Raw genomic sequence first — 21,885 nt, forward strand, 5'->3', positions numbered from 1 at the left:
CGTTCATCCGACCAGCGGCGGCGGCGTTCAACGCCAATCAGGATTTCCTGGGTCATTCTTACCTCTCAAATGACGTCAATAACGACGTCGTTAACGACGTCGTTAACGACGGTAAGTTACCAGTCACAATCCTCAATCATAAGGCGGCCTCAAACGGCCGGTTACGTCTGAGCCTTCCATCGACGCGATACATCCCGCACGAACACATGTGTCGAGGGCAAAGGGTTCTCCCGAATTCTTCCATCCACATGCAGCGAAACCCATCCGCCAGTCGAACCCCAAGGGCGGGCAGGTCGCTTGCAGGGCCATTTTCAATAAATTATTACTGACCGGTCAAATAATATCTGCCATCCCGCCACCTGACCCGGAAGCCCCCGCCCTGATGCCAGCCAACACTGTCATATCGCGTGAAATCCGCCTGTTTATCAGGCGCAGGGCCGCTACAGTAAGGCGGCCCCCCTTTTTGCCAAGGCACTGGACAGCCTGCGCACGATGGTGCCGGCCGGTTCGCGGTGTATCGTGAGGAATGTGAACAGCCCCGCACCCCGCCATCGTACAACCGGACGGGATCAGAATGCTCCGCAGCGGTTTGCCACATTATCTGCATCAAGGCCGCCTGCCAGCTTCGGGAGTAAGGCCCCCTGTATATTCCAATCATCAGAATTGACCGCGAAAGCCTGCCTGCCATGCCGCCTTCAGCTTCATTGGGAAACACGCCGCATATCCCCCCGCCCCCTGATGGCCTGCCCATCACGATCGGCGTCACCGGGCACCGTAACCTGTTCGATCCCGACAGGGTCAGGGAAATCCTGGAACAGCAGATGCTGGCGATCCAGAGGCATTTTCCCAACAGCCCCCTTTACGCCCTGTCGGCGCTGGCAGAAGGGGCGGACTGTCTGTTCGCCGAGGTCGCGCATGACCTTGGCTGGCAGGTGCATGCCATCCTGCCGCTGGAGGCGGACGAGTACCTGAATGATTTTTCCGACGCGGGCAAAAAGACATTCCGGGCGCTGTATGACCACGCGGCTGAAACGCGGCTGGTGATCAAGACCGTGATTCCCGGTTCGGAGGAGTATATCCGGCAGGATGGACAGAACATCTACCGGGATCTGCAATACGCCGCCGTGGGCATTTACATCGCACAGCGCAGCCATATCCTGATCGCCCTGTGGGACGGCAATCCCCCAAAGGGGCTGGGCGGCACGGCACAGGTCGTCAGGTTCCGCGAGACCGGCTACCTCCAGCCCATGGTCGGGGACAGCATGCCTGCGGGGCTTTCCGTTGACATGCTCCAGACCCTGCTCCCGCATCATCCCCTTTATCCACCCGATATCGGGGTGGTCTGCAAGGTGTTCTGCAAACGCACCTCTGCCAGCGCGGAGGGAAGCCCCGTCGTGACAGGCCGGCACCCGTTCGAGATGGAATGGACCGATGGGCAGCACACCTGCACCTCCCTCGATGACCTGGTCGATCAATACACGAAATCAGCCGAAGCGCGGTCAAGGGACGGGAAAGGATTTCCGGGTATCGCCTGCTTCAGGGGGATATTCGGAAAACGCCTCATGGGCCGTGGCCCGTTCCAGAAAGACAGGACGACAGAAGAAAAACCGGAAATACAGGATGTTTTCGGGGACCTGATGAAGATCGTCTACTGGAATGGCGTTGTGCAGGAACACCTCAGGCGCCAGCAGGTCAAAGCCCCCGGCAAGGACGGATTCAGGACAAGGGTTTATGTTACGCGCACGATCCTTGACAACATGATTACCGAACGGACCGGCAAGGTCCGCAAGAATTTCGGATGGCTGTTCGTGCTGATGGGGATGACCGTCATCCTGACCAACCGCGCTGCCGGTGATCCGGCATTGTGGGTCAAATTCTCCCTGGTCGGTTCGCTGCTCAGCTTTTTCCTGATCTTTGCCTTTGTCAAATTCACGGACTGGAGAACCGTGCGCGAAGAAACGATCTACCTGCGCATCCTGATCGAGGGGTTACGCATTCAGGATTACTGGAACGTGCTCGGGATCCGTGATGCGATCTTCCTGCAATATCCACCCAGCCTGCGTGGCGGCATGATGGATTTCATGGGCTTCGTGCGGCGCGCCCAGCAGGGGGCATGCATGATCCCGTCCATCAGTTACGATTACGGGACAAAGCTGGATTATGTGCGTCAGGACTGGCTTGAAAACCAGATCACGTATTACGAAGAACGCAAGATCGCACCTGACACGAAGAAACGGAAGCTGATTGAAAACATGGCGCGCGGCATGTTTGGCCTGAGCGTCATCAGCCTGTGCATCATCACCGTGCATATCACGACGGGTTTTCTTGATGAAACGGGGTCACGGGCGATCGCGCTGCTGCTGTATGGGCTGGAACATATGGCAAGGCTCGGCATGGCCATGGCGATCATCCTGCTCAGCTACCTTGAATTTTCCGGTCTGACGGATGACCTTGTGGATTACGGCATGACATGCACCCTTTTCAGACGTGCCCGGGCCGCGCTGGACCATCCCTTTGGCGCGAACCCCGACCTCCCGGACGAGGTCATACAGGCCCGGCAACGCGAAATCCTGCATAACCTCGGCAAGGAAATCCTGCGCGGGGACAACATGCGGTGGGCGGAACGCGCGCTAAGGAAAAAAAATCAAGATGATCCGGGGTATCTGATACCACAGGCACGGATGAGGGGCCGGTGGTATGGTCATGCGGCAGGACGGATGCACGCCATGCCGGCAAAAGCCCCTTTCGCGGTCATGGGGTCACCGTGCCGGATCATATATCATGACCCTGACGACATAGTCCCTTTTGAAGGAGGACAGGATGGCATTCTGGATGTTGGGGGACCGCGTGACGTCCTTTCGCAACGACATGACCCCCGCCCAGCGCAGGGCCGCGGTCGATGCCCCCGGCCTTGCGGCCATACGGGAGCGCGCAACCCGGCTTCAGGGTGAACTTGAAGCCCTGGCGCAGGACATCTCGGCCCTTCCCGCGACACCTCTGACCGAGGATGCGGCGCAGGAAATCCGCAATGCCGCCGCCACGGTGGAGGAAGCACACCATACCCTGCTGGGCGGCATGAACTATCCATCCGTGCGGAAGGAACAGGCGTAATCGGCAGGGGCATCGGGGGGCGCCTGGAACGCCCACCCCGTTGACGGCCTATTTCGTGGCCGTCCCCTGTTCCACACGATAGGGTGCCGCCGCCCTGGGAAGGCCATCCTCGATCGGCAGCGCCGGGTTGCGGGACCATTCGTTCCACGATCCCATATAGATCCGCATCCGCGTAAACCCTGCCGAGGCAAGCGCGACATAGGTATTGGCCGCACGCGCGCCCTTGAAGCAGTAGATGATGATGTCATCGCCGGGGAACAGGCCACGTGACGCCGCAAGTGCACGGATCTCCTCCGCAGGGCGAAAGGCCGCATGATTGTCGGTGATGTGCATGAAATCGTACCATTCGATCCACACCGCACCGGGTATGCGCCCCTTGCGCGGGGCGAAGTCAACACCATAGGGCGACGAACTTTCCCCCAGCCATTCCACCCGGTCACGGTTGTCGAGCAGCCTGACCGTGGCGGACCCAAGGGCTGCGCGCACGTCCTCATACGTCGCCATCAGGCCGGCATTGATCGACAGCGGGAACTGCGTGCGCGCGGGTGTCGTGACCTCCGCCGTGAACGCGCCCCCTTCCCTGCGCCATGCGCTCAGCCCGCCATCAAGGATGCCGACGCGGGGATAGCCGAGATAGCTCAGGATCCAGTATCCCCGGCATGACGCGCCATAGCGCGTATGCAGCGCGTCTTCGTAAATGATGGCGGTCTTTTTTCCATCAAGTCCGTAATCGGCGAACAGGTTGGCGAATGTATCGCGCAGCGTCTTCAGCCCGTCCTCGGTGGTTTCGGCCAGATAGGTGAAGATGTCGGGCATGTTGACCGCGCCGGGGATATGGCCGGCCTCGTAATCCTTGCTGTCACGCACGTCGATCAGGATGGCGTCGCCACCGGCCGCAAGCCTGCGGACGTCATCGGGGGAATAAAGGACAGGTGTCGGCATCATCACTTTCCGCATGGTTGAACGCTGGTCACCAGCACTATCAGCAATGTTCGCGGCGATGGAGGCGGCGCGACACGGTGCGGCCATGATGGGAACGGGATGCTCCCCCGGCACGCGGCCGTCCACCGTGCCGTACAGCATTGCGTGAGATCAGGCCTTTTGGCGGGTGCTTGCACGATGGGCCCTGTATGCGTTTGCCTGTCATGACACCCGCCCCACACGCCATGAAGGACGCAAAGATGCGGACAGCCGGAAAACTCCTCCTCGCCACGGCCCTTGCCCTCCCCCCCACGCTGGGGTGGGGTGCGGGGGCAAACGCACGCCCGGTACTGATGGAACATGCCTGCGTGATTGACGGCACCGGCGCCGCCGCGCAGGCCGATGCTTCCATCCTGATCGACAACGGGCGCATCATGGCCGTCGGGCCGCATATCGACGCCCCCCGCGACGCACGGCGCATCGACATGACGGGACGCACGGTGCTGCCCGGACTGATTTCGGACCACAGCCATGTGGGACAGGTATCGGGCACCACCAATGGCGCGCGGAACTATACCCGCGCCAATATCCTTGCCGCCCTGCGCCAGTATGAACGTTATGGCGTGCTGACGGTCACGGCGCTGGGACTGAACCGCTCGCCGCTGTTCGATGAACTGCGCCGCGAACAGCATGCCGGGCGCAATCCCGGCGCGGACCTGTTTGGCGTGGACCAGGGGATTGGCGCACCCGATGGCGTGCCGCCACAAAAACGCTTCAACCTTGCCGCTGACGAGGTCTTCCGCCCCACCACCCCCGATGAGGCCCGCACCGCCGTCAACCGCATGGCGGACGAGGGCACGGACCTGATCAAGCTGTGGGTGGATGATTTCCGCAACGGCGTGCCGGGGGCGAAACCCCTGCCCAAGATGACGCCCGAAATCTATCGCGCCGCCATCACGCAGGCGCACCTGCGGGGCAAGCGGGTGGCCGCCCACATCCACGACCTGTCCGACGCCCGCGCACTGGTGCAGGCCGGGGTGGACATCCTGGCCCATGGCGTGCGCGACATGCCGGTGGATACCGGCCTGATCGAGGATATGGAGCAGCGCGGCACATGGTATATCGCCACCCTCGACCTTGACGAGGCCAACTATATCTTCGCCGAACATCCCGAATGGCTGGAGGATCCGTTCCTCTCCGCCGGCCTCGAACCTGCGCTGCGCGCGCAGTTCGCGGACCCGAAATGGCGCGCGCAGGTCCTCGCCGCCCCGCTGACGGCGGCCTCGCACAAGGCGCTGGCGATGAACATGCGCAACCTGCTGACGCTGTACCGCGCGGGCATCCATGTGGGCTTTGGCACGGATTCAGGCGCAATGCCCACGCGCATCCCGGGATTTGCCGAACATCGTGAACTGTACCTGTCGGTCGCGGCGGGACTGACACCGCTACAGGCGATCTCCCTTGCCACGGGCAATGCCGCCGCCATGCTGCACCTGCCCGACCGGGGCACGATCGCACCGGGCCTGCGGGCCGACCTGCTGGTGGTGGAGGGACGCCCCGACCACGACATCGGCGACATCCACCATATCGCGCAGGTGTGGCAGCGCGGGGTGATGGCCGATGGGCCGCTGGTCCATGGTGGCTAAGGGCACGGCATGCAACCGCAATCCCCGGTACGCATTGGTTGCATGCGCTTTTTTCTGAAAGAGAATGGGCCTGAGTATGGCAGACGGGACATGAAAAGGAGATATCCGCAATGGAACCATGGACCTCGTTCACCGAATTCGGCAAATCCGGCACGATCTACCAGTTCAAGCGCCCGCCGCAGGACCTGCCTGACCAGCCTGCGATCTTCCTGCTGACCACCGTCATGGGATCGGTCGCCAAGGGCGGGTCATGGGAATTCCTCAGCCCCCGGATCGGGCGCGTCCATTCCCTGTCGCGCGACTGGGACACCGTGATCACGCCCGCGCGCGCGCAGAAGGAGGAAAGCGACGACGTGCTGGTCTGCTTCGTCTCCGACGGATCACTGGACGAGGCATTCGATGACCTGTGCAAGGGCGGCGCGCAGCCCCTGGGAAAGGACGATACATCCGCCGGATAAGGTCATAAAAGTTTTTGGGTGCCGCCTTTTTTCAAAAAGGCGGCGTCTTTCGAAGCTTTTTGAAAAAAAGCTTCACCAAAAACTTCTGCTCCTTATTTCATCTGGCTGAACGTGCCATTCTTCAGGGACGTCTCGATTTCCTCCAGCGAGCGTCCGCGCGTCTCCGGCACGTAACGCAGCACGAACACGAACGCCGCGAGATTCAGCGCGGCGAACATCCAGAACGTCCCCGCCGCCCCCAGCGCCTGCACCAGCGACAGCGTCGTCAGCGACACCACCAGATCCGCCACCCAGTGCGTCGCGGCCACGAGGCTCATCCCCTTGCTGCGGCATGACAGGGGATAGACCTCCGCCCCCACCAGCCAGACCGCGACCGACAGGCTGCCGACATTGAAGATGGCATAGGACACGACCGCCGCCGCCGTAATCCATGTATTGATCCCCTGCGTCGCACCAATGGCAAACATCGCCCCCAGCACCAGCAGCGACACCACCGCCCCGGGGATCAGGCGCAAAAGCAGCGTGCGCCGCCCCCATGCATCGACCGCCCAGCTTCCGAACGTGGTGGAGGCCAGCATCGCAACCCCGATGGCGATGGAGGTCAGCAGCGCCGAACTCTTGCCAAACCCCACCCCGGCAAAGATCGTCGGCGCGTAATACAGCACCGCGTTGACACCCGTGACCTGGCAGAACAGGGCCACACCGACCGACGCCACCAGCGCCGGACGCACCCATGGCTGCAGCAGGGCAGACCATGGCGCCTGCTCGTCATGCATGGCGATGATGGAATCCAGTTCGGTCCGCGCCACCGTCGGGTCACGACGCAGGCGCTGCAACACCTCGAACGCGCTTTCAAGGTTGCCTTTCATCGCCAGCCAGCGCGGACTGCGCGGCAGTCGCGACATGCCCACATACAGGATCACCGCCGGGATCACGCCCAGCCCGAACATCAGCCGCCATGACTGGTCCTGCAGCAGGTAGCCCGCGATGAAGGAGACAAGGATCCCCATCACCACCGCCATCTGGAACAGGACGACCATCTGCCCGCGTTTCTCCCGCGGGGCGATTTCGGCGATATAGACCGGCACGATCTGCGAACACATCCCCACCGCCACGCCAAGGATGAAGCGCGCGAACACCAGCAGGGAGATGCCCGGCGAAAACGACGCCACCAGCGTGCCGAATATGAACACCAGCGCCGCGAACATGATCATGTACCGCCGCCCCAGCCTGTCCGACAGCGGGGCCGCAATCAGGCACCCGCCCAGCGCGCCGGCCACGATGGCCGACGTCACGACCTGCTGGCCCAGTGTATCGAGCGCGAAGTCCGGCGTGATCTGAAGCAGGGCGGCGGAGATGATGCCCGTATCATACCCGAACAGAAGCCCCCCCGTCGCCGCCACGGCCGCGATCAGGCCGACAATGGGGGGAGTGGAGGCCGTATTGGTGTCTTGCGCCATTATTCTTCTTCTTTCGTGACAGCGTAAGCAACATATGCAGGCAGGCGGTCAGCCCATGTGGCGAAGGGCCTTTACTGCTGCAGGGAAATCCTGACCAGCAGCCAGGGGCGCTGTTCCATGTCGTGACCATCGTGGAAAACCGGCAGGCGCACCCACTGCCCCACCGTCAGCCACAGCGTATTGCCCACCAGCGCCATGCTGTCGGGCGCAATCAGGCGCGGGTCATGCGCCACCATCGACAGGTGCCCGTCCGGGTCGCGCCGGATGACGGCGTGATGTTCGATATCCGTCAGGTACAGCGCATTGTCCGGTGCGGTCGCCATGCCATCGACCACGGCGGTCTCGCCCTCGTCCCGGACGGCTTTTTCAAGCTGCGCGGGTTTGGTGGCTGGATCGGACAACAGCGCCGTCGGCGCGCTGTACAGGCGGCGGCTTGACAGGGGCTGCCAGTACAGGCGCGAGGAATCCGCACTCAACGTCACACCGTCGATGCCGCCCTGCCCCATGACGGGTTTGGTGGCGCTGTACTGCAGCATCTGCCCGTCAAGCTCCATGGCAAAGCCCGGGTCGGCGCGGGTGGAGGGCGAGTTTTCCAGCACGCGCCGCGCCCTGCCCGTGGCAAGGTCGATCACGATGATGGCGGGATGGTCGGCGGTGGAGGTATCGCTGACATACGCCGTGCCCTTCGCCCCGTGCGTCATGTCCACGCGCACGTCATTGACGTGGCTGTCCCCGCGCGTGGCCCCGGTCCCGGCGCCGAGCGGGATGGTGGCGACGATCTGCCCGGCCCGTGGGTCAATGCCGATCAATGCAGGCTGCGGCGGGGTTGTCTCCCCCGCGACCGCGCCTTCGTCCACGACCCACAGGCGGCCCGTCGCGTCCACCGTCATGCCCAGCGGCGAGATGAAGCGCGCCTGCGTCGCCGCATCGGGAAATGGCTGCGGCCTGCCATCCTTCAGCACCGCAAGGCGCGGCCCCGCATGGTCGGCGGCGCTGCGCGGGAAGGCAAGGATGATGCGCCCGTCCGGCAGGGCGGCGATGCCCGACGCCTGCATGTCGGCAAAGCGCGCGGCAACGGTGATGTTGCGCGACGGGATCGACCCGAGGTCCACGCTGTCGCGGCTGTCACGCGCATGGGCCTGCAACGGGACGGACATCAGCCCCGCAAGCCCCAGGACCTGCAACAGACGGGAGGGGCGTGAGGCAAACAGGGAGGAGGTCATACCCGACATTCCATTCTTTCTCTGACTTGGACTGAATCTGCAAACGCTAACGCATGGCACGGCGTCGCACACGGCGCCATGCCCGGTTACGCGCAGGCTGTCACGATCGCGCATCGACCTGCATGGCGTCACGCACGCCACCATACAGCGCACGATAGCGCGCCAGCGGCCCCTCATACGCACCCGACAGCGCGGGGTCGGGATGCACGGTTTCCACCCGTTGCGGCGGCAGGCAGACGCTGGCCACGCTTTCCCCCGTCACCGCCAGTCGGGCAAGGCGCGCGGCGCCGAACGCCCCGCCCTGCTCCCCATGCGCCAGGCGATGCAGCGACACCCCCGTGACCGTGGCGATGATGGAAATCCACAGCCTGCTGCGTGACCCGCCGCCGATCACGTCGGCCTGCGCCAGGGGGGACCGGGCATCCGCCAGTACGTCCACCACGTCGCGGAAGGAGAAGGCGACACCTTCGAGCACCGCCTGCGTCATGTCCGCACGCGTCGTCCCCGACGACAGGCCGGCGAACATGCCCCGGATGTCGCCGTCATTATGCGGCGTGCGCTCCCCCGACAGGTAGGGCAGGAAGATCACCGACGACGGCCGCGTCACCCGTTCGGGCAGTTCGGCCAGCAGGTCGGCCTCCGCCATGCCGGTGGTGCGCGACCACCATGCCAGCGACGACGCCGCCGACAGGGTCACGCCCATCTGGTGCCACCTGTCGGGCACGGCATGGCAGAAGGCATGGATGCCCCCCTGCGGATGCGGGCGGAAACGGTCGGTCGTCACCCACACCACCCCCGACGTGCCCAGCGACACGAACGCCGAACCCGCGGCCACCGCGCCCAGCCCGACGGCACCGGCGGCATTGTCCCCCGCCCCACCGGCCAGGATGGGGGCGTCCTTCATCCCCCACCGCCGCGCAAGGGCGGGATGCATGCGCCCGGCCCGCGCCGTGCCTTCCACCAGTGCGGGCATCGCATCGCGCGCAAGGCCCGTGGCCGCCAGCGCCGCATCGGACCAGCACCGCCGCCCGACATCCAGCCACAGCGTACCGGACGCATCGGACATGTCCTCGATCATCTCCCCGCACAGGCGATAGCGCAGCCATGCCTTGGGCAGCAGGACATGACGGGTCGCGGCGAAGATTTCGGGTTCGTGATGCGCCACCCACAACAGCTTTGGCGCGGTAAAACCGGGCATGGCCACGTTGCCGCAGACCTGCCGGCTTTCGGGGAAGCGGCGTTCGAATTCGCGGCTTTCGGCGGCGGCGCGCACGTCATTCCACAGGATGCACGGCCGCAGCACCTGCCCCGCATCGCCCAGCAGGACCGCGCCATGCTGCTGCCCCGACAGGCCGATGCCGCGCACGTCCGCCATTTCCCGCGGGTGGGCCGCCGCCAGTGCGTCCAGCGCCGAAAGCGTCGCCGTCCACCAGTCCCCGGGGTCCTGTTCGTTCCAGCCGTCACGCGGCGAACTGATGGTCAACGCGCGCGAGCACGCCCCCACCACATCCTGGCTGCCATCCACCAGCACGGCCTTGACGGCCGACGTGCCCAGATCAATTCCGACAAACATTTATTATTATCCCGTACCGCCGGATGCAGCATCGTGGCGCTGTCCCGTGCGGCCTGTCTTGCTTTGCCGTTCTGCGTTGTCATAACTGAAAACACACAGGGTCCGGCTTGGCAAGCATGCGGGACACACCTTCCGGTTATCGCGCACGAAATCAGGCATCTGTTTCGAAAAAGTTCCAGAAAAGAAAGAATGCCGCCTTTTGGGAAAAAGGCGGCACCCAAAAACTTTTATTCGATTGTCATGCGAACGGGGATGGAGGCCCCATTCCCATCACGTGCAATGCACTTAGTGGTCGTGCTGCGTAAGGAACGTCTCCACGATGCCGTTCACGTCGGACGCACATTCCAGTTGCGGCATGTGCCCGATTGCGCTGAAGACGTGGCGCGCGATGGATGCGGACAGTCCGTCGGCCTGCGTGACCGGCAGGATCTCGTCCTCCTCCCCCCACAGCAGGGTGACAGGACATGGCGCGGCATCAAGCACCGGACGCAGGTCATCGCCCTGCCTGCCATCGGGGAAACACGCCGCCGCCACCGTCTGCAACGCCGCCTGCGCCCCGTCGAGGCGCTTGTAGCGCAGGACGTCATCGGTCATGCGCCGCCCGATCAGCGACTTGTCATGCACGAGGAATTTCAGCACGTCCTGCAACGCCCGCGTGCGGTCCGCCTCGATAAAGCCGTTGATGAAGGCCATGTTGACCTGCGGACCCAGTCCGGCAGGCGCGAGCAGGCACAAAGACGCCACGCGCTGCGGCGCGGCCTGCGCCAGCGTCAGCGCGATCCCCCCGCCCAGCGAATGGCCCATCACATGCACCTTCGGCAGGTCGAAATGTTCCAGCAGTTGCACTGTTACGTCGGCAAAGAAGGACAGCGTGCCCGGCCCGACATCCTTGGACGACCCGCCATGACCGGGCAGGTCGAACGCGATGACCCGCCGCCCATGCGCCAGCGCCGCATGGTTGAGCATCCAGTTCTTGAGATCCCCCCCAAAACCATGGATCAGCACCAGCGGCGTCGCATCCCCCATGCCAAGGTCATGCACGCGCAGCGTATGCGTACCAACCGTTACAAGGGTCGGCTCCACCGCCGTCTCCTCGCCCTTGGCGGAGGCGTTGCTTTCGGCGAATTCCGCCTGGAACCGGGTGATGAATTCGTCGATTTCCGCATCCGGCACCGACGCATCCGCCACCACCCCGATCAGCGCGCCCACCGGCAGCGTCTCCCCATTGGGGGCGACCTGCCTGCGCAGGATGCCCGACGCCGGGCTTTCAAAGGCGTTGGTGATCTTGGAGGTTTCGATATCAACCAGTTCGTCGCCCGCCTTCACCGGCCTGCCGGGGGCGATCATCCAGCCGGCGACCTTCCCCTCCGTCATGGCAAGGCCGAATTTGGGCATGGTGATGGGTGTGATCTCACTTGCCATGTCAGGCTTTCTCCGTAACGCGTACGTTCATGACCGATGTGACGGCGGCCTCGATCTTCTCCACGCTGGGAAGGTAGAGGTTCTCCAGCACCGTCGCGAAAGGCACCGGGGTATGGGGCGGCACGACGCGGCGGATCGGCGCGCGCAGGGCGTCGAATGCCTCCTCCGCCACCAGGGCCGCGACATCGGTCGCCATGTTGCAGCGCGGGCTCGATTCATCGACAATCACAAGTCGGCCAGTATCGGCCACACATTCCAGGATCGTGTCGCGATCCAGCGGCGATGTCGTGCGCGGGTCGATGACGGTGCAGCTTATGCCCTTGCGCTCAAGGCTGTCCGCCGCCTGGTTGGCCAGGCCCACCATGCGGCCAAACGCCACGATCGTGACATCCCCGCCCTCACGCGTCAGGTTCGCCTCCCCGAACGGGATGGTATAGGCCTCGTCCGGGACGTCTTCCTCGTCATCGTACATGACCTTGTTTTCAAGGAAGATGACCGGGTCGTCATCGCGGATCGCCTCGATCAGCAGGCCCTTCGCCTCATAGGGGGAGGACGGGACGACGACCTTCAGGCCGGGGATGTGGGTGAACAGCGGATACAGCGCCTGGCTGTGCTGTGCCGCCGCGTTGAAGCCTGCGCCATACATCGCGCGGATCACCAGCGGCGTGCGCGCCTTGCCGCCGAACATGTAGCGGAACTTGGCCGCCTGGTTCATGATCTGGTCAAGGCAGCAGCCCACGAAATCCACGAACATCAGTTCGGCCACCGGGCGCAGGCCCGTCACCGCCGCCCCCGCCGCAGCCCCGATATAGGAGGCCTCGGTAATCGGGGTGTCGAGGACGCGGTCCTCGCCAAATTCCTCAAGGATTCCCTTGGTCACGCCAAGCACGCCGCCCCATGCGTCCTTGATCCCGGCGGAGCCGCCACGGCCACCGGCCACGTCCTCGCCCATTAGGATGACGCGCGGGTCGCGGCGCATTTCCAGGCGGATGGCCTCGTTAATGGCCTGTCGAAAGCTTTTCTTGCTCATTCTTCATTCTTTCGGACAAAGGTTGCGGATCGCGCACGCGGGCAGCATATGCCCGCCCACGCACGGCCTGCACGCAACCGGTTCAGTACCGCACATACACATCCGCCAGCAGGTCCGGATCCTGCGGCAGGTGATCGGCCTTGGCCTGCATGACCGCGCTTTCGATCTCATCCGCGACGGCGGCGTCGATCTCGTCGAGCGTCGTATCCTCCAGCAGGGCGGACTGCGTCACGCGGTCGCGGAACAGCTTGAGGCAGTCATGGTCGCGCCGGGCTTCCGCCACCTCACCCGCAGCGCGGTAGGTCATGGCGTCGCCTTCGAAATGCCCGTACCAGCGCTGCAGGTGGACATGCAGCATCGCAGGCCCGTTGCCCGCGCGCGCATGGGCGATGACCTCGGCCGATGCCTGGTGCACGGCGAAGAAATCCGACCCGTCACATTCGACATAGGGCATGCCGAACGCCGCCGCGCGCGCCTTCTGCGTGCCTGCGCAGGCATAGGACGCGGCCGTGGCCTCGCCATACCCGTTGTCCTCCACCACGAAGACGGCGGGCAGGTTCCATACGGAGGCGAGGTTGAGGCTCTCCAGCGTCGAGCCCTCGTTCGAGGCCCCGTAGCCATAGAATGCGACCGCCACGGCGCCATTGCGTAGCGTTTTGTGCGATAATGCCGCGCCACAGATCAGCGGCGGGCCGCCACCGACGATGCCGTTCGCGCCCAGCATCCCGCACGCAAGGTCGGCAATATGCATCGACCCGCCCTTGCCCCGGCATACGCCGGTGCTGCGGCCATAGATTTCGGCCATCATGCCCGCGACGCCCACGCCCTTGGCGATGCAGTGGCCGTGGCCGCGATGGGTGCTGGCGATCGTGTCGTTATCCGTCAGGTTGGCGCACACGCCAACGCCCGAGGCTTCTTCCCCGCAATACAGGTGGACGAAACCGGGGATTTCGCCCGTTGCGAATTCGACATGCAGGCGTTCCTCGAACATGCGGATGGTGCGCATCGCACGATAGGAACGCAGCAGCGTTTCACGCGCTATTTGCATGGATATTTTCCCTGTTCCAGCCATGGGTTCGTTATGGCGTTCATCCTCCGCCCGGCGCGCCACATGCGGGGAAGCGGACACTTCACACTGCACTGGCGCGACCGGGCACATCCGCACCACAGCGCCACCACCCCGTGCGAAACAAGCATGGCCGCACCGCTTTCACGCCCATGTGACGCCGCATGTCCGAAGTGTCGCGAAACGCGACACTTTGCGACGGGTTAAGGCGACATCACGCACACCGGACCCTTCGTGCGGCATATTTTCGTACCAACCGTTACACGACAGGCACCCCATGCCCCCATTCCCCCGTCCCGTGTCCCATGAAACGTCCCCGCCACAGGTGGCATTGGGGCTGGAGGCGTCATGGCGCCGGTGTGGCCATGACTATGCCCTTGACCCCGTTGCCCCATGGATGCCGCAGGTCCTGTGCGATGCCGAACTGCGCCAGTGCTGCCAGCGGGCCGGGGCGCTGCCGCGCCATGCGGAGGCGGCGATGGCGCAGTTGCACGCCATGCTCGCCACGCTGGGTTACGCAACGCTGCTGGCGGATGCGCAGGGCGTCGTGCTGGCCCATCGGGTCGATCCCGCCATCCGGCGCGGGTCACGGCGATGGTGCCTGTGGCCCGGCGCGGTCTGGGATGAAATGCGCGAAGGCACGAACGGCATCGGCACCTGCCTGGCCGAAGGACGGCCGGTAAGCGTCCATGCAGTACAGCACTGGCGCGTCGCCCTGCGTGGACTGGCCTGTGTCGCGGCACCGGTGCATGACGCACTGGGCCGCGTGGCGGGCGTGATCAACGCCAGTTCGTTCCACCCCACGCAGGACGGGCGTGAAACCGCGCTGATCGGTGCGATCGTGACCCAGGCGGCGCGCCAGATCGAACGCGCCTGCTTCATGGACCGCTATCGCGGGCATGCGGTCATGCTGCTGGGCGAAGGGCGCGACGGGTCGGTGCCCATGATCGCGCTGGATGCGGACCGGGTGGTGGTGGGTGCGACCCATGCCGCGCGGGTGCATATGGGCGTGGCCCCGGCGCAGGACCTCAATTTCTGCCTCCTTGCCGACGCCCCCACGGCCACGGCCGAAGGCGGCGACCTGCGCCATGCGCAGAAGATGGCGATCCGCTCCGCCATGGCGAATGCACGCGGCAAGGTGGCGGTGGCGGCAAGGATGCTGGGCATCAGCAGGTCCACCCTGCATCGCAAGATGCGGATGCTTGCGCCCTCCGACACGCAGGCCTGCTGAATCCGGAAGTTTCCGGGTGCTGCTTTTTTTAAAGACGGGGTTCCCTGAAGCTTTTTGAAAAAAGCTTCACCAGAAACTTTTATCTGGAAATCTTTTTTCCAGCCCTGCCCCCCACATGTCAGGACCGCCATGCAGGTGCGCCCTGTGCACATCCCCCTGTCGCAGAGCATAACAAACCCCTATGACGCAGGGACAGGGAGGGACACGCAATGACATTTCCGATCCGGCTTGCGAGTCTGTTTGCCGCAACAGCGCTGCTGTCGGCCTGCGCGAACGGGGCAGGCCCCTACAACATGGGACTCAGCGGGCCTGACGGGCCGCCCATCGCGGACAATGACTGGAACCAGACCCAGACGGGCATGGGGGGATATTACGGCCCCTATAATGACGGTTTCGCGCCAGAGGGACTGGATGGCGGACCGCCCAACTACCTTGCCGACGAATACATGCCGCTGCCGTAAGGCGCGGCATACGACATGGTCATTTGTGGCTTTCGGGGGCAGCGCGGGTGCCCATGAACTCCGCGACACCGGCACGGATCGCGCGCTCAAAGGCGGCCAGCGTCTCCTCGCCCACGTAATGCTCCATGCCTTCGGCGTCGATGCTGGCGTTCTTCTCGCTGATGCCCAGCGCGCGCAGGAACGTCTCCACGATATGATGGCGGGCCTGGCTATCGGCGGCCATCTTCTCTCCCGCTTCGGTCAGGAAGATGCCGCGGTAGGGACGGCGCGTGACAAGGCCGTCCGCCTCCAGACGGCACAGCATCTTGGCCACCGTTGGCTGCGACACGCCCAGGCGCTGCGCGATATCGACCTGGCGCGCTTCCTGCCCGTCATGCAGCAGGTCGGCGATCAGTTCGACATAATCCTCCACCAGCGCGGTCTTGCGTGACTGGCGCGCCTGCTCGAACCCCGCCGACTGGGTCCGCGGATCAGGCATGGAGCCAGGTTTTCTGCGCCTCATGGTGTCTCCTGAAGGTCGGAACTGGCGGGATATGGATGGGAAAAGCCCCTGCTCCCCTGCCTTATACAGAAGTTTCCGCCTTCTCAATCCCCTGTCCCACGCCACGTCCGGGACCGTTCATGCGCTGAAGACGATTGTCTTGCGCCCGTCGGGGATGACGCGGCATTCGGTGAAATACCGCACCGCGCGCGCCAGCACGCGCCGTTCGATATCGCGCCCCTTGCGCACGAGGTCGTCGGGGCTGTCGGCGTGGGAAATACGCTCGACATCCTGTTCGATGATCGGGCCTTCATCAAGGTCGCCGGTCACGAAATGCGCCGTCGCCCCGATCAGCTTGACCCCGCGGGCAAAGGCCTGGTGATACGGCCGCGCGCCCTTGAACCCCGGCAGGAAGGAATGGTGGATATTGATGCACCGCCCCACAAGGCGCGCCACCAGCGAATCCGACAGCACCTGCATGTAGCGCGCCAGCACCACCAGTTCCGCCCCAGTGGTGGAAACGATGTCCCAGATCCGCGCCTCCTGCACCGGGCGGGTGGCGGCCGTGACCGGCAGGTAGTGGAAAGGGATGTCCCCGAAATCAATCCCGGCATAGGTTTCACGCGGGTGATTGGCGATGATCGCGACCGGGTCGATCGCCAGTTCGCCGATCCGCCAGCGATACAGCAGGTCAACCAGGCAATGGTCGAAGCGCGAGACCATCAGCACCGTGCGCGTGGGCCGTGTCCGCGCACGCAGGGTCCAGTCCATGTCGAATTCGCGCGCCATCGCCGCCACGGCGTCACGCAGCGCCGCCTCCGCCCCGTCACGCACGGGCATGCGGAACACCACCCGCATGAAGAAGGACCGGCTTTCCCACGCATCGAACTGCTGCGCCTCGGTAATGTCGCATCCCGCGCCAAACAGCGTCGTGCTGAGGGCGGCGACGATGCCGGGGCGGTTCATGCAGCGCAGCGTCAGGATATGGACGGACATGGCGGACATGGGCGCGCCTTCTATTTCGGGGGGGAACGGTCGGGGGTCGCGGGATAGAACCAGCACCCATTGGCGTCGCGTACCTCGTCCTGCGTCAGGGGGACGGGGGTCAGCACGTCATCGCCCGGACGCCATCCCTCCGGCGTCATGACGTCGCCATTGTCCGAACGCTGCAGCGCAGCAAGCAGGCGCAGCAGTTCATCGACGGAGCGCCCCACCGACATCGGATACCATATGATGGCACGCACGAGTCCCGTCGGGTCGATGAAATAGGTCGCACGCACCGTCGCGCTGTCATGCGCATCGGCCGCCAGCATGCCATAGGCCTGGCCGACCGCCATGGACGGGTCCTCCACCACGGGGAAGGGAATCTCCGTCCCGAAGCGGGTGCGAATCGCCTCCAGCCATGCAAGATGGGAATACAGGCTGTCCACCGAGAGGCCAAGCAGCGCGCAGTCCATGGCCTCGAAACGGGAATATTCACGCGCCAGCGCCAGGAATTCACTGGTGCAGACCGGCGTGAAATCCGCAGGATGGGAGAAGAAAAGCAGCCATTTGCCGCGGAAATCACTCAGCCGCATCTCCCCGCGGGAGGTACGGGCCTGAAAGTCCGGGGCCGTGTCGCCGATACGCAACGGATGCTGCGCCGTGGCGTTGGGAATGGGTGAGGTCATGCCATTGTTCATTGTCTGCCCCTTTTGCATCTGTCGCGCCTTGACGCAAGATGCACGACAACATACATTTATTATGTAATTTATAAACTATTATGAAGACAAAGCCATGTCAGATTTAGCCCTCGCCGCTGCCGACCGTCAGGTCATTTCAGCCCTGAGGTCTAATAAAGTGCCGTTCATAAAGACTTTTTTCGACAATACGACCTTTACCGCAACGCATGTCGTCCACGATCCCGCCACGCGGGAGGCCGCTGTTGTCGATAGTGTGATGGAATACGACCCCGCCGCCGGGCGGACCGCCCATCACCATGCGCAGGAGGTGGTGGATTACATCCGCGCCAACGACCTGAAGCTGCAATGGCTGCTGGAAACCCATGTCCATGCCGATCACCTGTCGGCCGCGCCGTGGATACAGGAACAGCTTGGCGGGAAGCTTGCGATCGGGGCGGACATCATCCGGGTGCAGGACATCTTCGGCAAGCTGTTCAACGCCGGGACACGTTTCGCGCGCGACGGGTCGCAGTTCGACCGCCTGTTCCATGACGGGGACACGTTCATGCTCGGCTCCATCCCCGCCATCGCGCTGCATGTGCCGGGCCATACCCCCGCCGACATGGCGTATGTGATCGGGGATGCGGCCTTCATCGGCGATACGCTGTTCATGCCCGATTATGGCACCGCGCGCGCGGATTTTCCCGGCGGGGACGCGCGGATGCTGTATCGCTCCATCCGCCGCCTGCTGTCGCTGCCTGAACAGACGCGGCTGTTCCTGTGCCATGATTACAAGGCGCCCGGACGCGACACGTTCGCATGGGAAACGACGGTGGGGGCGGAACGCGCGCACAATGTCCATGTTCATGAAGGTGTGGGCGAGGACGAATTCGTCGCCATGCGGACCGGGCGGGACGCGACGCTGTCGATGCCCAACCTGCTGATGCCCTCCGTCCAGGTGAACATGCGCGGCGGCCACCTGCCGGAGGCGGAGGAGAATGGCACGCGTTATATAAAGATCCCGATTGACCGCGTGTGATCCTCCGCCCATTTCTGCCATGTCGCCAGACCACGACACGGCCACTTTGATCGTTACCGAGGAGATAGCCAGACATGAACGATACCCCTGCCCCCTCCGCCCCCGCACTGGCCAGCAGCGCGCGGGGACTGACCTATGACATCGCCATCATCGGAGGCGGGGCCGCGGGTCTGTCCACCGCCGCCAGCATCCTCAAGCGCAAGCAGGGCATCACCGTCGCCATCGTGGAACCCTCGGGCTCGCACTTCTACCAGCCGGGCTGGACGCTGGTGGGCGGCGGCGTGTTCAAGCAGTCGCAGACACGGCGGTCGGAAAAGAAGCTGATCCCCGCCGGTGCGGACTGGATCCAGGCCGCCGCCACCGGGTTCGATCCCGACGGGCGCCTCGTCCACATGTCGAACGGGTCGTCGGTGCGCTACGACATCCTGATCGTCGCCACCGGCATCATGCTGGACTGGGACGCGATCGAGGGCCTGCCCGAGACGCTGGGCCGCAATGGCGTGACCTCCAACTACCGCTACGACCTCGCGCCCTATACGTGGCAGATGGTGCAGACGCTGGGGCGCGGCAATGCGGTGTTCACGCAGCCGCCCATGCCCATCAAGTGCGCGGGCGCGCCGCAGAAGGCGATGTACCTGGCGTGCGACGCATGGCGCCGGCGCGGGATTTCGGACAACATCAACGTCTCCTTCCACACCGCGACGCCGGGCCTGTTCGGGGTGAAGGACTATGTCCCCGCGCTGATTGAATATATCGAGCGCTATCACGTTGACCTGCACCTGAAATCCAACCTTGTCGCGGTCGATGGCAAGCGGCAGGTCGCGACCTTCTCCAACGTCGGCGCGGATGGTGCGACGACGAAGAGCGAGGTGGAATTCGCCATGCTGCACGTCGTCCCGCCGCAGCGCGCGCCCGACGTGATCCGCAACAGCCCGCTGGCCGGGGCGGACGGGTTCGTCGCGGTGGACCCCGCCACCCTGCGCCATGTCAAGTATGACAACGTGTTCGCGCTGGGCGATGTGGCCGGAACGTCGAACGCCAAGACGGCCGCCGCCGTGCGCAAGCAGGCGCCGATCGTCGCGGTCAATGCGCTCGCGGCGCTGGAGGGGCGGCCGATGGTCGCGGATTATGACGGTTATGGCGCATGCCCGCTGACGGTGGAGCGCGGCAAGATCGTGCTGGCGGAGTTCGGATATGGCGGCAAGCTGGAACCGACCCTGCCGACATGGCTGCTCGATGGCCGTCGCCCGACGCATCTGGCGTGGCTGCTGAAGGAATATGTCATGCCGCTGCTGTACTGGGACGGAATGCTCAAGGGACGCGAACTGATGGTCGAACCCCGCCCGCTGTGCGGCAAAAGCTGAATGGCTGCATGCATAAGGAAGTAAATGTTCCGGGTGCCGCCTTTTTTTTAAAAGGCGGCATTCTTTTTTGGAATAACCTCCTCAAATAAAATTATGAAATAACAGAAGTCTCTGGCTTTCTCCTTGCAAAAATCTTAAGCAAAAACCTTTATTGTTCAGGAAGTTTCCTGTCAGCAACGTCTTCGCACCTGCCGCGCCAAGGATGCATCACAGGCAGAAACGGCGTATGAAGCAGCGGTGATGAAGAAAGCTCCTCCCTCCCCTTCCCATCATGTCGGCAGTTCGCGTCCGCTGCGCCTGTCCGATGACGTCGTCAGCCACGCCATCTATGGCGGGCCGGGCAAATGCTACCGCTATACGCTGACGCGCACGTGGGATCCCACTCGCCCGGCGGTGATGTGGCTGATGATGAATCCCTCCGTCGCGACGGAAGATGGCGATGACCGCACGGTCGCCAAATGCCAGCGTTACGCGCGCGCATGGGGATACGGGGCGATTTTCGTGGGCAATACCTTTGCCTATCGCTGCACCGACCAGACGCGCCTGATGGAGGTCGCGGACCCGGTGGGGCCGGAAAATGACCATTACCTGCTCGACATGGCGCGCCGGGCGGACCTTGTGGTCGCGGCCTATGGCTGCCCGCGCTATCCCGCGCTGCGCGCGCGCGGCACGGACGTGGTGCGCATGCTCCAGGCGGCCGGGATCACGGTGAATGTCCTGCGCCTGAGCAGTCGCGCCCGGCGTCCCGAACACCCGCTTTATTTGCCAGCCGACCTGCGCCCGACGCCGCTGCCACCGATTGATACGCTCCCGGGCGACTGATCCTCCAGCGCGAGGGCAAGCTGGCGGCCCTGCGCCTGTGCGCGCGGCAGCAGCGTGGACAGCGTGACGCCCAGAAGCCGGACACCACGTTCGGGCGGGAAGCACCCGCGCAGCAGCCCCTGCGCATGGACCAGCAGTTCCTCCGCCGAGGTAACGGGCTGCATCAGGGTGCAGGCGCGCACGATCTGGCGGAAATCATTGTATTTGACCTTCAGCGTCACGGTCCGGCCGGTGATGTCGCGCCGTTCGCACCCGTGCCAGACACGCTGGCACATGTCGGATACGGGCGTGAGCATGTCAGGCCATTCATACAGGTCACGCTCGAACGTGCGTTCCGTGCCCAGCGACTTGCGCGGGCGGTCGGGTTCCACCGGGCGGTGGTCCACGCCGCGCGCCACCCCGTAATAAAATGCGGCGACCTTGCCGAAATGCCGCGTCAGATCCGCCAGCGTGCGCTCACGCAGGTCACGCCCGGTATGGATGCCCAGCGCATGCATCCGCGCCGCCGTGGCGGGACCGATGCCATGGAACCGCTCCACCGGCAGGTCGGCCACGAACGCCGCCCCCTGCCGCGGGGTGATGACGAACAGGCCATCGGGCTTGCGATGGTCGGAGGCCAGCTTGGCGAGGAATTTGTTGTAGGACACCCCGGCGGAGGCACACAGCCCGGTTTCGGCGCGGATGGTGGCGCGCAGTTCACGCGCGATTTCGGTGGCCGACCCGCGTGGCAGCAGCGGATGTGTGACATCCAGATACGCCTCATCCAGCGAAAGCGGCTGTATCAGCGGGGTATAGCGGGCAAAGATTTCATGGATCCGAGACTGTGTAGAATTTTGTGCGGTGGCACTTTTTCAGGCCATTGGGAAACGATCATCGAACATGATGGCGAGCTGGCATCTGACAGCATACCATTCGC

Annotated in this window: 19 protein-coding genes and 1 pseudogene; 9 read left to right on the plus strand and 11 right to left on the minus strand. The window is 64.1% G+C overall.

The genetic code is table 11. The features are described from left to right. The first annotated feature begins 686 nt into the window (after positions 1-686). Together CFR72_RS13720 and CFR72_RS13725 are read left to right on the plus strand one after the other, a co-directional pair. Entirely contained in the window at positions 687-2,951 is a 2,265-nt protein-coding gene (locus tag CFR72_RS13720; protein WP_146220741.1) for a hypothetical protein, read from the plus strand. Next, entirely contained in the window at positions 2,869-3,111 is a 243-nt protein-coding gene (locus CFR72_RS13725; protein WP_110914471.1) for a hypothetical protein, read from the plus strand. Before CFR72_RS13720 ends, CFR72_RS13725 begins: the two co-directional genes overlap by 83 nt. Before the next feature lie 48 nt (positions 3,112-3,159). On the opposite strand, the gene CFR72_RS13730 is transcribed toward CFR72_RS13725, so the two are convergent. Continuing rightward, a complete protein-coding gene (locus CFR72_RS13730) occupies positions 3,160-4,056 on the minus strand; it encodes a sulfurtransferase (protein WP_167400402.1) in 897 nt (298 codons plus the stop codon). A 236-nt stretch (positions 4,057-4,292) separates the two neighbouring features. On the opposite strand from CFR72_RS13730, the gene CFR72_RS13735 reads away from it, so the two are divergent. Continuing rightward, the gene (locus tag CFR72_RS13735) at positions 4,293-5,678 is read left to right on the plus strand and encodes an amidohydrolase family protein (protein ID WP_110914484.1); all 1,386 of its coding nucleotides are present in this window, start codon (positions 4,293-4,295) and stop codon (positions 5,676-5,678) included. A 110-nt stretch (positions 5,679-5,788) separates the two neighbouring features. Further along, entirely contained in the window at positions 5,789-6,136 is a 348-nt protein-coding gene (locus CFR72_RS13740; protein WP_110914472.1) for a hypothetical protein, read from the plus strand. A gap of 92 nt (positions 6,137-6,228) precedes the next feature. On the opposite strand, the gene CFR72_RS13745 is transcribed toward CFR72_RS13740, so the two are convergent. The 6 genes from CFR72_RS13745 to CFR72_RS13770 all read right to left on the minus strand — a co-directional run bounded on the left by CFR72_RS13745 (position 6,229) and on the right by CFR72_RS13770 (position 13,892). Continuing rightward, the gene (locus CFR72_RS13745; RefSeq protein WP_110914473.1) at positions 6,229-7,596 is read right to left on the minus strand and encodes a sugar porter family MFS transporter; all 1,368 of its coding nucleotides are present in this window, start codon (positions 7,594-7,596) and stop codon (positions 6,229-6,231) included. 71 nt (positions 7,597-7,667) lie between these two features. Then, complete coding sequence (locus CFR72_RS13750; protein ID WP_208630055.1) at positions 7,668-8,819, minus strand: L-dopachrome tautomerase-related protein; 1,152 nt, start codon at positions 8,817-8,819, stop codon at positions 7,668-7,670. A 100-nt stretch (positions 8,820-8,919) separates the two neighbouring features. Further along, positions 8,920-10,392, minus strand: a complete 1,473-nt coding sequence (gene xylB / locus CFR72_RS13755; RefSeq protein ID WP_110914474.1) for a xylulokinase — start codon at positions 10,390-10,392, stop codon at positions 8,920-8,922. Positions 10,393-10,677: 285 nt separating this feature from the next. Next, positions 10,678-11,814 carry an acetoin dehydrogenase dihydrolipoyllysine-residue acetyltransferase subunit gene (locus CFR72_RS13760; protein ID WP_110914475.1) on the minus strand — a complete coding sequence of 379 codons (1,137 nt, stop codon included), beginning with the start codon at positions 11,812-11,814 and terminating at the stop codon, positions 10,678-10,680. A gap of 1 nt (position 11,815) precedes the next feature. Then, the gene (locus tag CFR72_RS13765; protein WP_110094349.1) at positions 11,816-12,844 is read right to left on the minus strand and encodes an alpha-ketoacid dehydrogenase subunit beta; all 1,029 of its coding nucleotides are present in this window, start codon (positions 12,842-12,844) and stop codon (positions 11,816-11,818) included. A gap of 82 nt (positions 12,845-12,926) precedes the next feature. Beyond that, positions 12,927-13,892, minus strand: a complete 966-nt coding sequence (locus tag CFR72_RS13770; protein WP_110914486.1) for a thiamine pyrophosphate-dependent dehydrogenase E1 component subunit alpha — start codon at positions 13,890-13,892, stop codon at positions 12,927-12,929. Between the two features lie 295 nt (positions 13,893-14,187). Between CFR72_RS13770 and CFR72_RS13775 the strand changes: the two genes are divergently transcribed. Then, positions 14,188-15,141 carry a GAF domain-containing protein gene (locus CFR72_RS13775; RefSeq protein ID WP_110914476.1) on the plus strand — a complete coding sequence of 318 codons (954 nt, stop codon included), beginning with the start codon at positions 14,188-14,190 and terminating at the stop codon, positions 15,139-15,141. A 209-nt stretch (positions 15,142-15,350) separates the two neighbouring features. Next, entirely contained in the window at positions 15,351-15,602 is a 252-nt protein-coding gene (locus tag CFR72_RS13780) for a hypothetical protein (RefSeq protein WP_110914477.1), read from the plus strand. A 19-nt stretch (positions 15,603-15,621) separates the two neighbouring features. Here the strand turns inward: CFR72_RS13780 and mntR are convergent, their stop codons facing one another. From mntR to CFR72_RS13795, 3 genes are all read right to left on the minus strand, one after another. Beyond that, a complete protein-coding gene (gene mntR, locus CFR72_RS13785) occupies positions 15,622-16,104 on the minus strand; it encodes a manganese-binding transcriptional regulator MntR (RefSeq protein WP_110914478.1) in 483 nt (160 codons plus the stop codon). Positions 16,105-16,221: 117 nt separating this feature from the next. Next, positions 16,222-17,088, minus strand: a complete 867-nt coding sequence (purU, locus tag CFR72_RS13790) for a formyltetrahydrofolate deformylase (RefSeq protein WP_110914479.1) — start codon at positions 17,086-17,088, stop codon at positions 16,222-16,224. A gap of 11 nt (positions 17,089-17,099) precedes the next feature. Then, the gene (locus tag CFR72_RS13795; protein WP_227744295.1) at positions 17,100-17,753 is read right to left on the minus strand and encodes a peroxiredoxin; all 654 of its coding nucleotides are present in this window, start codon (positions 17,751-17,753) and stop codon (positions 17,100-17,102) included. Between the two features lie 106 nt (positions 17,754-17,859). On the opposite strand from CFR72_RS13795, the gene CFR72_RS13800 reads away from it, so the two are divergent. The 3 genes from CFR72_RS13800 to CFR72_RS13810 all read left to right on the plus strand — a co-directional run bounded on the left by CFR72_RS13800 (position 17,860) and on the right by CFR72_RS13810 (position 20,969). Continuing rightward, positions 17,860-18,783 (plus strand): MBL fold metallo-hydrolase, encoded by a 924-nt coding sequence (locus tag CFR72_RS13800; RefSeq protein ID WP_110914480.1) that lies wholly within the window; start codon positions 17,860-17,862, stop codon positions 18,781-18,783. A gap of 74 nt (positions 18,784-18,857) precedes the next feature. Continuing rightward, positions 18,858-20,147 carry an NAD(P)/FAD-dependent oxidoreductase gene (locus CFR72_RS13805; RefSeq protein WP_110914481.1) on the plus strand — a complete coding sequence of 430 codons (1,290 nt, stop codon included), beginning with the start codon at positions 18,858-18,860 and terminating at the stop codon, positions 20,145-20,147. Between the two features lie 240 nt (positions 20,148-20,387). After that, positions 20,388-20,969: a DUF1643 domain-containing protein gene (locus CFR72_RS13810; protein ID WP_110914482.1), complete on the plus strand. Its 582-nt coding sequence runs from the start codon at positions 20,388-20,390 to the stop codon at positions 20,967-20,969. Here CFR72_RS13810 and dinB read toward each other — a convergent pair. After that, positions 20,906-21,799: pseudogene (gene dinB, locus CFR72_RS13815) on the minus strand (DNA polymerase IV); the annotation flags it as partial. The gene CFR72_RS13810 and the pseudogene dinB overlap by 64 nt on opposite strands. Between the last annotated feature and the right edge of the window lie 86 nt (positions 21,800-21,885).

Origin of the sequence: Gluconacetobacter entanii (genome assembly GCF_003206495.1) — a bacterium.
GTDB lineage: Bacteria > Pseudomonadota > Alphaproteobacteria > Acetobacterales > Acetobacteraceae > Novacetimonas > Novacetimonas entanii.

Coding starts and splice junctions, on each gene's coding strand:
- purU (WP_110914479.1), bottom strand. CDS start 17,088: ATGTCCGCCATGTCCGTCCATATCCTGACGCTGCGCTGCATGAACCGC.
- CFR72_RS13745 (WP_110914473.1), bottom strand. CDS start 7,596: ATGGCGCAAGACACCAATACGGCCTCCACTCCCCCCATTGTCGGCCTG.
- CFR72_RS13765 (WP_110094349.1), bottom strand. CDS start 12,844: ATGAGCAAGAAAAGCTTTCGACAGGCCATTAACGAGGCCATCCGCCTG.
- xylB (WP_110914474.1), bottom strand. CDS start 10,392: ATGTTTGTCGGAATTGATCTGGGCACGTCGGCCGTCAAGGCCGTGCTG.
- CFR72_RS13795 (WP_227744295.1), bottom strand. CDS start 17,753: ATGACCTCACCCATTCCCAACGCCACGGCGCAGCATCCGTTGCGTATC.
- CFR72_RS13720 (WP_146220741.1), top strand. CDS start 687: ATGCCGCCTTCAGCTTCATTGGGAAACACGCCGCATATCCCCCCGCCC.
- CFR72_RS13780 (WP_110914477.1), top strand. CDS start 15,351: ATGACATTTCCGATCCGGCTTGCGAGTCTGTTTGCCGCAACAGCGCTG.
- CFR72_RS13810 (WP_110914482.1), top strand. CDS start 20,388: ATGAAGAAAGCTCCTCCCTCCCCTTCCCATCATGTCGGCAGTTCGCGT.
- CFR72_RS13730 (WP_167400402.1), bottom strand. CDS start 4,056: ATGATGCCGACACCTGTCCTTTATTCCCCCGATGACGTCCGCAGGCTT.
- CFR72_RS13775 (WP_110914476.1), top strand. CDS start 14,188: ATGCCCCCATTCCCCCGTCCCGTGTCCCATGAAACGTCCCCGCCACAG.
- mntR (WP_110914478.1), bottom strand. CDS start 16,104: ATGAGGCGCAGAAAACCTGGCTCCATGCCTGATCCGCGGACCCAGTCG.
- CFR72_RS13725 (WP_110914471.1), top strand. CDS start 2,869: ATGACCCCCGCCCAGCGCAGGGCCGCGGTCGATGCCCCCGGCCTTGCG.
- CFR72_RS13750 (WP_208630055.1), bottom strand. CDS start 8,819: ATGACCTCCTCCCTGTTTGCCTCACGCCCCTCCCGTCTGTTGCAGGTC.
- CFR72_RS13760 (WP_110914475.1), bottom strand. CDS start 11,814: ATGGCAAGTGAGATCACACCCATCACCATGCCCAAATTCGGCCTTGCC.
- CFR72_RS13805 (WP_110914481.1), top strand. CDS start 18,858: ATGAACGATACCCCTGCCCCCTCCGCCCCCGCACTGGCCAGCAGCGCG.
- CFR72_RS13740 (WP_110914472.1), top strand. CDS start 5,789: ATGGAACCATGGACCTCGTTCACCGAATTCGGCAAATCCGGCACGATC.
- CFR72_RS13800 (WP_110914480.1), top strand. CDS start 17,860: ATGTCAGATTTAGCCCTCGCCGCTGCCGACCGTCAGGTCATTTCAGCC.
- CFR72_RS13735 (WP_110914484.1), top strand. CDS start 4,293: ATGCGGACAGCCGGAAAACTCCTCCTCGCCACGGCCCTTGCCCTCCCC.
- CFR72_RS13770 (WP_110914486.1), bottom strand. CDS start 13,892: ATGCAAATAGCGCGTGAAACGCTGCTGCGTTCCTATCGTGCGATGCGC.